Origin of the sequence: Acinetobacter portensis (assembly GCF_010646905.1) — a bacterium.
Taxonomy (GTDB): domain Bacteria; phylum Pseudomonadota; class Gammaproteobacteria; order Pseudomonadales; family Moraxellaceae; genus Acinetobacter; species Acinetobacter portensis.
This window is the reverse complement of the sequence record NZ_JAAARQ010000002.1, coordinates 2,457,096-2,469,896: the sequence shown is the minus strand read 5'-3', so window position 1 is coordinate 2,469,896 and position 12,801 is coordinate 2,457,096. Positions and strand designations below refer to the sequence as shown.

Genomic DNA, 12,801 nt, shown 5'->3' with positions numbered 1-12,801 from the left:
AAATATTAATTAGAAATTTCATCCAATACATCTGCACGTTCACTGGTACGCTCAATAAAGCATTTGTTGTACTGCATTTGCGTGTTTTGAGCTTCTAAAGCTTCATCCCAATAACGTGAATGTTTCTGATAAGTTTCTTTTTCAGAATCTGATAATTGATATACAGACTTTTGTGAAATCACTTTACAGTCTACATCTCGTTTTTCAAACCAAGTTACTTGCTCTTGTTTATACTTTGCTTTTAATTCAACACTTAAATTATCCCAAGATTGATTTAATCGCTCAACTCCAGATAATTTCTCTTTATCTAATTCTTTTTTACGAATTTCGAGTGCTTTCTTGGCTAAATCTTTTTGTTCAGCTTGCTCTTTTTGGCTCTTTTCAATTTCACGGTTTCCTTCAGCATTTTCTTTTACATAAGCTTCATACTGAGCTGCAGTTTTCGCAACAAACGCAATTGCATTAATTACCGCACTTTGAGATGGAACCGTTAAACTCAAACCGTCTTTGTCTGTTTTGGTAATGCTATATTTTAAACTACCCACCAGTTGATCATTTGCAAGACTTAAATCATTTTCTCTATCTTCAAGATAATCATGAAGGTTTGTATAGCCATCCCCTTCATATCGACCACCACAATATTCACCCTCATCTGCACATGGCATTTCTTTATATGCATTTTCAGAGCGCTTTTGTAAACCTTTGGGCAAATGAACAACCAACTGACTTGAGCACTCTAAAATATTGGTATTTTTAATATCTTGAGTAAGCGTGGTCACACCTTTTAGTTCAAATTTAATACCCTTTTGAATCGTCGCTAAAATATCTTGATTGGCTTCGTAATGAGAGTTTCGAAGACTACGATCTAATTCTTTTAAATAATCTTCTTTTAAACGGTTTTGAATTTGATCGATATTCGCCTGAGCTGTACAACTCCAATCTGAAACTTCTTCTTTTACCTCACTTGCAGCAACTTCCTTTTCTTTTGGTGTCGATTTATTACAACCCACCATTAAACTTGTTGAAATAGCTAAGCTATAAATTAAAAATTTATTCATTTTGATTTTCAACCATGATTGTCATTATTTTCATGCGCATTTAAGCAAACAATTGATTAAAAAACGAGTCATAGATATCAATAATTAACAAACTTTATTAAGATGCATTAATCAAAATTCAATAAGTCATTCTATTCTATAATTTTTTCTATTTCAGAACTTGATGCAGGTTGAACCGCTTTTTCTATTTCAGGTAATGGATTTTTAACCAATACTGTTGAAGCTGCTTGCTCATCTATTTTAGGTGCATATGGTTGAGATAAAACCTCAGATGCAACATCGTTATTTTTAAGCTCTGAACTTTCAGAATTATGCTGAAAAAGTGACTTAATCACCAAAATCAAAAGTGCAATGACAATGAACAGCACTACATATTGCAATGGAAATGGTTTTTTCTTTTTATTCGAACTTGTTGAAACAAAGGCTTCAGGCTTTTTCAATTCTTCCCGAATATTTTCTAATGAATTTTTTATACCTGCCATAGCAAGCAAATCGACAGACCAATGTGGTAATGCATTTAACACCAATGGCATTTGCCCTTTAATTAAATGTTCAATCACTTGAATATCACCCGATCCTGCTTCACTTACCAACAAATTCAGAACAGGTGCAAGAGATGCATTGAGATGATGATTAACCTCTTCTGTAGATGCCTCACCACTAATATAATTTAAGATCTGCTGTGTAATATCTGAGTTTTCATCAAAAATATCAGTGATATCTGGCTCAAGTTGATTACGTAGTTTTTCAAACAATTCAGGTTTAGAATTAATAGCTGCCAATAAAATTGGATAAAAGCTAGTGAGTGCTTGTTTTTTAAATAATAAATCATCTGTTTCTTTTACAAGAACGATAGGTGTAACGTGTTGTTGTAATAGATTAATTATATTAAAAGACATCTCGCCCCCACGATTTTTAAATGTCATTACATTGTAGTTATAGGATATTTTTTAATCTATGTAAAATATTTTATTAAGCTCCTTTTATATTTCTGTAACAAAAAAGTCAGCCGAAGCTGACTTTTCATTAAATCATTTCAAAATTACGCAGTAAAAGTACGCACTGCTTTTGCTTGAACAGTTTGATTAATTAACGGCGTATTTTTACCTTGAGAGATAATTGAATCTTTATTCAGTGTCAATTCAAGTTCAGGATCAATTAATACTAAACCAGATTCAGCCACCCAACGATCATACATATTGGCCACTTTTGCAGGTGCAACAGTCACTTTTTCAACCCACTCTAAAGGCTCGAACAAACCCTCTTTCACAAGTTGAATGCCAAATGGAATATAAGTATCAAATGCTGTAAAGCCCGGAAGTGTTTCAGCAAATGGCGCCATTTTCGCAGAGCTACTTAAAGGTTCATGATGTGTACAAATCGCATCAATTACACCATCTTTTACGCCTTGGCGAAGCAACTCTTTGTCTTTTTCAGAACGAAGTGGCGGACGTACATGTGCAAGTGAATTGAAGCCATCAATCAATTGATCGGTTAAATGCAATTGGTGCATTGCCACATCACAGGTGATATTTAAGCCTTTGTCTTTTGCAATTTTAATAAGCTCTACAGATGCGCCACATGACAATAAGCCAAAGTGAGCACGTACGCCTGTAGCTTCAATCATCAACAAGTATTTTGCAATTGCAATGGTTTCTGCCAAAGCAGGAATTGTTGGTAAACCTTGACGAGATGCAACAAAACCTTCATGTACACAACCATCCTTGGCAATTTGATGTTCTTCTGCATAGAACACGACAGTCATGTCTAAACCAGCCGCATATTCTAAAGTACGAAGTACAACATCATCATCTTCAAATGTTGCATAAGCATTTGAAACAGACGTACAACCGCCCTTTTTCAAACCTGCCATATTTGCAGGTTGCTTGCCTAATAAACCTTGAGTTTGTGCACCAATCACTTGTAAATAAATGCCACCATCCAACATTGCTTTTTCAACTAAGCCGTGGATTAAAGCACCATTATCTTGAACAATTGGTTTTGAATCTGGTGGAGTAAATACGTGCAAAATACCGTTTTCACGTGCCGCTTTACCTTCAGATTTTAACGTACCATGTTGTTGCTGACCCGGTTCACGTAAACGCGCACACAAATCTAACATGGTTGGCATTAACCATTTGCCTTCACCATTAATGGTTTCTGCAACATTGCTTGATTCAGCAACCAATTTACCATTTTCGATATATACAGTTTGTACGCTGTCCGTTTTAGCAATTGGGTCTAAGACACGTACATTTTCAATTTTAACAATACTCATGACTATCCCTTATACCGCAATCGCTTCTAATAAACCTTTTTCTTGCAATTGACCTTGCATAGACAACGCCAATACTGCCATACGAACAGCAATACCGTTTGTTACCTGATTCAAAATCACCGATTGCGTACCATCTGCAATGCTTGAATCGATTTCTACGCCACGGTTCATAGGTCCTGGATGCATCACGATGCAATCTGGTTTTGCTAATGCAAGACGTTCTTTATTTAAGCCGTACATTTTGTAGAATTCAGATTGTGACGCCAATGCAGGAGAATCGATACGTTCGTTTTGAATCCGTAAAGTAATAATCACGTCGCAATTTTGAATACCGTCTTCCATATTATTGAATAAACGAACACCTTCGCCATATTCACTAAAACCATAAGGAAGTAATGTATTTGGTGCAATCACACGAATGTCTTTACAGCCCAATGTTTGCAATGCTGCAACATCCGAACGTGCAACGCGTGAATGCTTAATATCACCAATAATGGCAATAGAGATATCTTCAAAGTTTTTCTTGGTTTCACGGCGAATGGTGAGCATATCTAACATTGCTTGCGTAGGATGTGCATGACGTCCATCGCCCGCATTAATAATGGCGATGTTTGGACATACATCTTTTGCAATGAAATGTGCTGCACCAGAAGATGAATGACGCACCACGAAGATGTCTGCCGCCATTGCTTCTAAATTCCAAAGCGTGTCACGTAAAGTTTCACCTTTAGATGTACTTGAACGTGCGATATCAATATTTAAAACATTGGCAGAAAGACGTTTTGCAGCGGCTTCGAAAGTGGTACGTGTACGGGTAGAATTTTCAAAGAAGAGATTCATTACCGTACGACCTTCCAGAAGATTGTTGGTAATAAGCTGATTTTGGTCATTAAAAAAGGACTGTGCAGTGTCCAATATTTTTGTAAGAGTTTCTTTAGATAGACCTTCAATGGTCAAAAAGTGCTTTAGGTTTCCGTTTTGGTTGAGCTGAATCTGGCTCGGGGTATGCAGTGCCGCCAAATACATGGTGGATTCCTTATATGCTAAGTCAACATATTATACAGACATTCACGCTAACTTTGCAGTGAAATAAGGCACCGAATGATCAAAATACATTTAACAATTACAATTAAAAACCCAATATCCAATAATAATTTCAATTAGATAGTTTTATCAAAATTTATAAGTATCGAATTTCAAACATGAATTTAAGTATACAGAGAATTTTGAGATAGGCTTATTTTGAATAAGGGTTCTGTTCAACATATTTTGCATCGTAAATCAAAAAATATGAACTTATAATCTTTTTACAATAAATCCGTTTTAATAGACCTCCACAATTTAATTGCCTAAATCGCCCCTATTTTATTGCTATTTATCGGATCTAAGCCGAATAATGAAGGAACTTTGAAAAAAAATTGGCGATATACAATACTTTCAAGCCATCTTAAAGCATAATAGCGTTATCCATATTTTGTATTTTTAAGATTTAATGAGAAATCATGTTATTTCTCCATCGAATAAATCTTAAGCATTTCTGTATTTATCCTTATTAAAGAAGCATTTTTATGAAAATCGTCATTCTTAATAAACCTTATGACGTTCTCTCTCAATTCCGTGCTGACGAAAAACATCAAACGATGGCAGATTTCGTTAACGATCCTGACTTGCGTCTTGCAGGTCGTTTGGACATGGACTCTGAAGGTTTAGTATTTTTAACCGATCACGGTGGTTTAAACCAATATATTACTAATCCTGAAAATAAGAAATTTAAAACTTATTTGGTTCAGGTTGAAGGTGATGTAACTGAAGAAGCGCTTGAGCAACTTCGTAAAGGTATCGAACTTAAAGATGGTATGACTTTACCTGCGAAAGCGGAAAAAGTTGAAGAGCCTGAATGGTTATGGGAACGTGTTCCTCCTGTCCGTTTCCGTGCTTCTGTGCCTACGTCTTGGGTTGAAATTTCTATTTGTGAAGGTCGTAATCGTCAAGTTCGTCGTATGACTTCTGCGGTTGGTTTCCCTACTTTACGTTTAATTCGTACTAAAATTGGTCAAATCGATTTAGTTCAAATGGCGTTAAAACCAGGTGAAACGAAAGAAATTGAGCCTTTGTTATATCCTGATTTTCAAAATGTTCCTGCGGAAGAGCCGTACCGTTCACGTTCTTATGTGAAGAAACCAGGTGGTACTGGTGGTAAGCCTATGGTTCGTAAGAATAAAGATGGTTCTGTGAAGAAGTCTTCTGGTACGAAGCGTATTTGGCAGATGGATGATAGCGAGAAACCGAAGCGTAGAACCAATGGTACGACTCGTCCAAATACGAAAGCGCCACGTGGTCGCGGACGTAATGCTCGTTAAGATTTAAAAATTTGTTATAAATTAAACCCCTCAATTGAGGGGTTTAATTTGAGTATATGAAATATCAATTTGATCACCATTTGGATTTTTCTGAATACTCATTTGCCAATATTTATTATAGTTTTTGCCATACCTATTCTTATAATTAAAGTTCAATTTCACACAAACACTTTGATAGTTTGAAATTCTCACTCTATCTTCATCTGATAAATCAATCGCTACCAGCTTAATCTCACCGCCCTCCCAAACTTCAGCTATAAAATGCTGACTGCCATTATTATCCTTAATTTTAGCTTTTCTCGCTTCTTTTCCTTTATTCATAATATCTAAATACACAATAAAACGTTCTTTGTGACCTATTAAGTCTATAGAATTTCCAAACTCATCATATTCATAAATATCATCTACAGTTTCTTCATAATGATAACCCTTGATTTCCCAACAAGGCTCTACACTTATATTCATTGCTTCATATTGCTTATTTTGTACATCCACCATTTCTCTCTGCTGTTGAACACTCTCTTTCATTTCCATGATTTGCAAATTCAGTGCTTCAGCTTGTTGTTTTAAAGAATCCGCTTGCTGATTAATCGCAATGGAATTTTACTCTAACTGCTTACTTTGTTGTAAATAACCTAAAATCAGCCAAAAAAATGCTATCGGCGCAACTATTCCTGCTAATGCATCGCCTAACTCATTTAAAGAGTTTGGTAACTCATAACCCTTTAGAACAGCAAATAGAAAAATAAGAAGCAACCAAGTAACTGTTCCAACCATTCCCCAAATCAAACTTTTAGAATTCACTTTATTTTTCTACTCATAAATAATTAATTTTAGGCAATAAAAAACCCATACCTAAGTATGGGTTTTACATGAACCTTCAACTATATGCAACTAAGCTTTAAGCCATTTTTCAGCTTTTGTCGCATCTTCAACTTTAAGTTCAACTTCTGTTAAAACAGAACCCGAAGCATTCACTTCAAACTGCATAAACTCATCACGGCGGAACGCATAAACAGTAAATACACCTTGTTCTTTCGCATATTGCTCAAGTAATTTTGCAGATGCTTTCACACCATCAATAGCAATAATCACATCTTGAGCAGAAAGACCTGCTTTCGCCCCCACACCATCACGACGCGCAGACTGAACCACAACACCTTCAGGCTTATCGGCAAGTTTCAAACCAAATGGCAAAGTCTTATCATTTTTTAAAGTATAAGAAACACCAAATTCAGGGAATAACTGATCTAAAGGCAATTCATCTGTTGTATTAATCAAGTGATTAATCTGCTCAGCCCAATCATCACCTGTAAGCGCATTGCACAATTCATAAATGGTACCTTCATTCACTTGAATACCATTTTGTGCATTTTCATACAATTTACGCATTAAGGCATCTAAGCTAGAACCACGTAAACGCAAGCCCAAATCTAAACAAAGCGCAACCAAACAACCTTTGTTGTAATAGCTTGTACCTGCATTATTCGAGTTTTCATCTTGACGATAAAACTTCACCCAAGCATCAAAACTACTTTCTGCAACCGTTTGAACTTCACGACCTGGGTTTTGTAAATAACGATCAATTTGTGCTTTTAACAATTTAATGTATGAATCTTGGTTAATTACACCGCTACGAAGCAAAATTAAATCATCGTAATACGAAGTGAAACCTTCAAAAATCCACAATAAAGACGTATAGCCTTCACGGTTTAAATCGTAATTCACAAAGTTTTCAGGACGGATAAATTTCACCAACCACGAATGAAAATATTCATGGCTACATAAACCTAAAAAGCGTTGATAATTTTCAGATGGTTCTACAGGCTCATTAGCTTTTGGCAAATCATCACGCGGGCTAATTAAGCTTGTACTGTTCGGATGCTCTAAGCCACCATAACTATTGGCTGTTGCCATGGTCATAAAAGTATAGTTTTCGAATGGCGCAGAACCAAACATTGAAATTTCAGTTGAACAGATTTTTTCAATATCTTGTTTCATACGTTCAGCATTCATTTTATGCTGACCCGAAACAACAAATTCGTGTGCAATACCATTTGTGTCAAAACTAAAACGCGTTTGATCTGCCAATTCAAATGGAGAATCGATCAATTGAGCGTAGTTTTTCGCTTTTAAAGTATAACGACCTTTCACCAAGCTTTTAGACTCTAAGCCCGTTGCCAATTGGAAATGTTTTAACTCAGGTGGTAAGAACACTTCAACTTCAACAGGTTTATCTTCCTGACCTTCTAAACCAATACATGCACAAGCAGGATTAATATATAAACGGTTTTGATCTACATATGCGCCACGTACAGATAAGTCATACGCATATACCTCATATTCAACCGTAATTAGCTCATGATCTGTATTAAACAAACGCCATTTGTTCTTTTCAAATTTGCTAATTTTTAAAAGGCGACCATCTTCATCCGATGCTTTTACAGATTCGATATGCTTAGAAAATTCGCGAATTAAATAGCTACCCGGAATCCAAGTCGGTAAAGTCAGAACTTGTGTCGGATCTGCCAAAAAGCGAAGTGTTACGTGTACAAGATGTTGACGATAATCGTCAAATTCGATTTGATAATGAAGCATAATAGGCAATTCGAAAAATATTTTACAAAACTTATATCTAGCTTATCATTTTTTTCAAATACAGTGCTGAACTGTATTAAATGTCTACATTTTTGACTAGTCAGCTTGAAAAAAAAAGCATAGCATTTACCCTCTTTTGCGCTACTACAGTCACGGCCTGACTTGACTAAGGATTTTCATTGAAAGCTGTTATTTACGTGCTCACAATTTTGAGCTTATTGTGTTCAACTTTAACCCAAGCTGGGTTAATAAATATCGTTCCACAAAGTGTGGAAGCCGAGGCTTGGACCATTTTAGACCCACAATCAGGTCAAGTGATTGCAGAACATAACAGCCATGTGCAAAGAGCACCCGCATCTATGACCAAAATGATGGTCGCTTATATTGCATTTAAAGAAATTGAAGCAGGTCGTTTGTCTAAAGATGAAATTATCACGGCAACACCTGTAGTGAATATGGTGCAATGGGATGAGTCTCAAATGTACCTCAAGCCGACTGAAACGATTTCTGTAGATCAGTTACTTGCAGGTTTAATTGTAATGTCTGCAAATGATGCTGCGGTAACACTTGCAGAACGTATTTCAGGTTCTGTTCCTGCATTTGTTCAGCGCATGAATAAAGAAGCACAAGCTTTGGGCATGAAAGATACGCATTTTTCAAACCCTGCGGGCATTACTATGGATGATCACTTTTCATCTGCATACGATATGGCGCTTTTAGGTCAAGCCGTAACAAAACAAACGCCTGAATATTTACATTATTCAGTAATGCCAAGTTTTAGCTATAACCAACGCTTTCATCGTGCAACAAACTTAGCTTTAAAAACTGACCCAAGTGTAGATGGTTTAAAAACAGGTTTTACCCGTGCAGCAGGTTATAACTTAACTTTAACTGCACATCGTCCAACCGGTGATTTAAATGCGCCTGAACGTCGTTTAATTGTGGTGGTGATGGGGGCTAAAAGTGCCGTAAAACGTGCCGAAGTTGCGCAAACTTTATTAAACCTCGCTTATACCTACACACGTAACGAAGTTGTGGTAAAAGAAAAACAAACTATTGCAGATATCCCAGTGGTTAAATCGACATTAAAAATGTTTAAAGTGACTGCAAATCAACCGAAATTAGTTACAACATCTTTATATAACCAAACTTATGCCATCGATCTTCAAACTTACGACAAAGTAAATCAACGTGTGATGTTAAATACAGGCAATGGAACAATCCAACAAATTGACCCTTTAACTGAAACCAATACTCGTGCTGAAGTTCAAGTCAAAGAAAATCAAATCATTGCGCCTATTGCAAAAGTCATGCAACTTGCAACAGTTCAGGTTTATCAAAATAACGTACTGATTAATACGCTTCATTTAGATCAAAATGTTCAAGTTGAAGAAGCCAATATTTTCCAAAAAGTGATGATGTGGTTCTCTAGTCTATTTTCTAGCAATGCCAGTAAAGCAACAGTTTATCCAATTCAACTTTAAATGCTCATCTAATCATTCAAAAAAAACTCAAGTAACTGTCTAAGGTTACTTGAGTGGCTTAAACTTTAATTTGTATTTATTTTTCTTTTGTTTTTTATCGTTATTTATCTATTTCACTTCATTTAAAATTCATCTAAACATAAAGAGTTTAGTATTAACGTAAGCTTCCAATATAGTGATGTGATACTTGTGCTTGATACACCTCTTCTTCCGTGGCTTGATAACTTGGTTCAAGTTCCTGCGCCTCTGTTAACGGAGATTTTTTTTGCGTAGACAATACGTTTTGCTCTTCAACAAAATCATCACCAAAACCTAAGGCATGTTTTAATTTTTCAATATACTTCAATAATTCTGCATCACCACTTGATTGAATAAGTGCATCAACATGTTGAGCATATTGAATATTTTCAGATAAATATGATGCATCGACCACACGACCTGTAACGCGTCTTAAACGTGTATAAATTAAAATTGCTGTATTAAATGCACTATTTTTAGCGACTAATCCACCCAATAAATCATCTTCCATTTATATCCCCCGAAAACAAATAACGCTTTAAAATATTTATGTTTTTAATGAAGCAAAAGCTATACCAATTTATGAATTTTCATAAAATTTTTAGCATTAATAGAAGTAAATTTAAAAAATATTTTTATCTTCATTTCATCATTTGCATAACAAGATTTGAATTTTCATACATATCTTCGAAACTTCATCAGCCCAAAAGCCCTAAAATACGTTAAAATAGTCGATTGCTTTTTTGCTTTTGGAAATTTACATGAATTCGAAACCCCGTCTCTCTACATATTGGGTTACCTGTGCAGATGGACTTGAAACCTTACTCCAAGAAGAAATGGAAGGTTTAGGTATTCAAAATATAGAACGTCTACCTGGTCGTTTAATTTTCCAAGGCAATCAAGAAAACGCATATCGTATTTGTATGTGGTCACGATTGGCTTCTCGTGTGCTTATGCCTGTTCATAAACATGAACTTGATTTCACTCACGATGCTCGTGATGTTGCAGAAGAGCTTTATGAAGGTGCAATGAACTTTGATTGGTCGCTTCTTTTTGCACCACAAAGTACCTTTGCTATTCGCTTACACGTTGAACGTGATATTAAAGTGAATACTCAATTTGCTACGCTTCGCACCAAAGATGGCGTGGTCGATTCATTTATGGAAGCGGTTGGTCGTCGTCCTAGCATCGATACAAAACAACCAGAAATTACTTTATTCGTTTTAGCAGGTAAAACTGAGCATACTTACTGCCTAGATTTATCGGGTGATTCTTTGCATAAGCGCGGCTACCGTCAATACATGACAGATGCGCCTATTAAAGAAAACTTAGCTGCTGCAATCTTACAAAAAGCAAAATTAAGCGAAAAAAACCCAGATATCATTCTTGATCCAATGTGTGGTTCAGGCACATTTATTATTGAATCATTATTTATTTTCACAGACCGCGCACCTGGTTTAGTTCGTCGTTTTGGTTTCAATGGCTGGAATGGTCATAACCATGACTTGTGGATGTCTATTAAAAATGAAGCTGCTGAACGTCATGCTGCTGCATTAGAAAAGCCTCTTCCAAAATTTTATGCATACGATGCAGATTGGGAAGCAGTTAAAGCAACCAAACAAAATATTATTGCGGCTGGTTTTGAATCAATTCTAGATCAAATTCGAATTGAAGAACGTACGCTTGCAGATTGGCCAAACTTTGAAAATGAAGGTAAAACGTCATTCATCGTTACCAATCCTCCTTATGGTGAGCGCTTAGGTGAAAAATCATCGAATCGTGCATTATATTTAGGTTTATCTGCTTTATTACAAAAGCATTTCCCAAATCAAACTGCGGCAGTTATTGCATCGCAAGTTGAACAAGCCGATGTTCTTGCTTTCAGTGATCCACAACTTTTACGCTTGATGAATGGTAAATTACCAATTTACATTCGTTTTGGCACAATTAAGCCTGCACCTGTAGCGAAACCATTCCTTGAAGAATGGCAGCCACAACAATTTGAAGAAATTGAAGGTGCAATGGAGTTTGCAAACCGTTTAACCAAGAACATGCAAAACCTTAAAAAATGGGCTGTAAAAGAAGGCATTTACTGCTTACGTTTATACGATGCAGATTTACCTGACTTTAACGTTGCAGTCGATTTATACGGCGATCGTTTACACGTTCAAGAATATGCGCCACCAAAAATTATCGATCCTGAAAAAGCAAAACGTCGTTTTAACCTTGCATTACAAGCAATTCGTTCTGTAACAGGTTTAGGTCGTGATGCAATTTTCATCAAAACACGTGCGCGCCAAGAAGGTAAAAACCAGTACACGAAACAAAGTACTGCATCTAAGCGCTTTATTGTGCAAGAAGGCAAAGCTAAAATTTTAGTGAACTTAACAGACTATTTAGATACAGGCTTATTCCTCGATCATCGTCAAATGCGTTTACGTATTGCCGCAGAAGCGAAAGGTAAGCATGTTCTTAACCTTTATAGCTACACATCTACTGCAAGCTTACACGCTGCTTTAGGTGGTGCTGCAAGTACAACAAGTGTCGACTTATCAAACACGTACTTAAACTGGTCTAAAGAAAACTTTGTATTGAATGGTTTAACTGTAGATCATGCAGATCAACAGCATCAATTCTTTGCTAGTGACTGTTTTGAATGGTTAAAAGAAGGTCATGAACAATATGAATTAATTTTCATCGACCCTCCTACATTCTCAAACTCTAAAAAGTTCTACGGTACTTTCGATATTCAACGTGACCATTTGTCATTGCTCAAACGTGCAATGAACCGCTTAACCACAGAAGGTACACTGTACTTCTCGAATAACTATCGTGGTTTTGAAATGGATGAAGAAATTTTGGCATTCTACGATGTAGAAGAAATTTCTAGCGAAACCATTGGTCCTGACTTTAAACGTAATACAAAAATTCACCGTGCGTGGAAAATTTCACATCCACAAAATGAGCAGAACAAATAATAAAGTTTAGCTTTGCATAAAAAAACC

At 36.0% G+C, this 12,801-nt stretch carries 11 protein-coding genes; 3 read left to right on the top strand and 8 right to left on the bottom strand.

From position 1 onward, the window contains the following. Positions 1-5: 5 nt before the first annotated feature. From GTK57_RS11745 to GTK57_RS11730, 4 genes are all read right to left on the bottom strand, one after another. Positions 6-1,058 (bottom strand): DUF1311 domain-containing protein, encoded by a 1,053-nt coding sequence (locus tag GTK57_RS11745; protein WP_152873636.1) that lies wholly within the window; start codon positions 1,056-1,058, stop codon positions 6-8. A gap of 131 nt (positions 1,059-1,189) precedes the next feature. Further along, positions 1,190-1,957, bottom strand: a complete 768-nt coding sequence (locus GTK57_RS11740) for a hypothetical protein (RefSeq protein WP_152873635.1) — start codon at positions 1,955-1,957, stop codon at positions 1,190-1,192. Positions 1,958-2,100: 143 nt separating this feature from the next. After that, positions 2,101-3,336, bottom strand: coding sequence for a dihydroorotase (locus tag GTK57_RS11735; protein WP_152873634.1), 1,236 nt, complete (start codon positions 3,334-3,336; stop codon positions 2,101-2,103). Between the two features lie 9 nt (positions 3,337-3,345). After that, complete coding sequence (locus tag GTK57_RS11730; protein ID WP_152873633.1) at positions 3,346-4,362, bottom strand: aspartate carbamoyltransferase catalytic subunit; 1,017 nt, start codon at positions 4,360-4,362, stop codon at positions 3,346-3,348. Between the two features lie 542 nt (positions 4,363-4,904). Here GTK57_RS11730 and GTK57_RS11725 point away from each other — a divergent pair. Beyond that, positions 4,905-5,696 (top strand): rRNA large subunit pseudouridine synthase E, encoded by a 792-nt coding sequence (locus GTK57_RS11725; protein ID WP_152873632.1) that lies wholly within the window; start codon positions 4,905-4,907, stop codon positions 5,694-5,696. Positions 5,697-5,726: 30 nt separating this feature from the next. On the opposite strand, the gene GTK57_RS11720 is transcribed toward GTK57_RS11725, so the two are convergent. From GTK57_RS11720 to GTK57_RS11710, 3 genes are all read right to left on the bottom strand, one after another. Continuing rightward, complete coding sequence (locus GTK57_RS11720; RefSeq protein WP_152873631.1) at positions 5,727-6,230, bottom strand: hypothetical protein; 504 nt, start codon at positions 6,228-6,230, stop codon at positions 5,727-5,729. Positions 6,231-6,299: 69 nt separating this feature from the next. After that, positions 6,300-6,500, bottom strand: coding sequence for a hypothetical protein (locus GTK57_RS11715; RefSeq protein ID WP_152873630.1), 201 nt, complete (start codon positions 6,498-6,500; stop codon positions 6,300-6,302). 90 nt (positions 6,501-6,590) lie between these two features. After that, positions 6,591-8,294 (bottom strand): M61 family metallopeptidase, encoded by a 1,704-nt coding sequence (locus tag GTK57_RS11710; RefSeq protein WP_163123817.1) that lies wholly within the window; start codon positions 8,292-8,294, stop codon positions 6,591-6,593. A gap of 179 nt (positions 8,295-8,473) precedes the next feature. Between GTK57_RS11710 and GTK57_RS11705 the strand changes: the two genes are divergently transcribed. Beyond that, positions 8,474-9,778: a D-alanyl-D-alanine carboxypeptidase PBP6B gene (locus tag GTK57_RS11705; RefSeq protein ID WP_152873628.1), complete on the top strand. Its 1,305-nt coding sequence runs from the start codon at positions 8,474-8,476 to the stop codon at positions 9,776-9,778. A 154-nt stretch (positions 9,779-9,932) separates the two neighbouring features. Here GTK57_RS11705 and GTK57_RS11700 read toward each other — a convergent pair whose 3' ends face one another. Next, positions 9,933-10,307, bottom strand: a complete 375-nt coding sequence (locus GTK57_RS11700) for a hypothetical protein (protein WP_152873627.1) — start codon at positions 10,305-10,307, stop codon at positions 9,933-9,935. Positions 10,308-10,557: 250 nt separating this feature from the next. Between GTK57_RS11700 and rlmKL the strand changes: the two genes are divergently transcribed. Beyond that, on the top strand, positions 10,558-12,774 hold the full coding sequence (gene rlmKL, locus GTK57_RS11695; protein WP_163123815.1) for a bifunctional 23S rRNA (guanine(2069)-N(7))-methyltransferase RlmK/23S rRNA (guanine(2445)-N(2))-methyltransferase RlmL: 2,217 nt from the start codon (positions 10,558-10,560) through the stop codon (positions 12,772-12,774). Positions 12,775-12,801: the final 27 nt, after the last annotated feature.

Coding starts and splice junctions, on each gene's coding strand:
- GTK57_RS11710 (WP_163123817.1), bottom strand. CDS start 8,294: ATGCTTCATTATCAAATCGAATTTGACGATTATCGTCAACATCTTGTA.
- GTK57_RS11745 (WP_152873636.1), bottom strand. CDS start 1,058: ATGAATAAATTTTTAATTTATAGCTTAGCTATTTCAACAAGTTTAATG.
- GTK57_RS11700 (WP_152873627.1), bottom strand. CDS start 10,307: ATGGAAGATGATTTATTGGGTGGATTAGTCGCTAAAAATAGTGCATTT.
- GTK57_RS11730 (WP_152873633.1), bottom strand. CDS start 4,362: ATGTATTTGGCGGCACTGCATACCCCGAGCCAGATTCAGCTCAACCAA.
- GTK57_RS11720 (WP_152873631.1), bottom strand. CDS start 6,230: ATGGAAATGAAAGAGAGTGTTCAACAGCAGAGAGAAATGGTGGATGTA.
- rlmKL (WP_163123815.1), top strand. CDS start 10,558: ATGAATTCGAAACCCCGTCTCTCTACATATTGGGTTACCTGTGCAGAT.
- GTK57_RS11735 (WP_152873634.1), bottom strand. CDS start 3,336: ATGAGTATTGTTAAAATTGAAAATGTACGTGTCTTAGACCCAATTGCT.
- GTK57_RS11740 (WP_152873635.1), bottom strand. CDS start 1,957: ATGTCTTTTAATATAATTAATCTATTACAACAACACGTTACACCTATC.
- GTK57_RS11725 (WP_152873632.1), top strand. CDS start 4,905: ATGAAAATCGTCATTCTTAATAAACCTTATGACGTTCTCTCTCAATTC.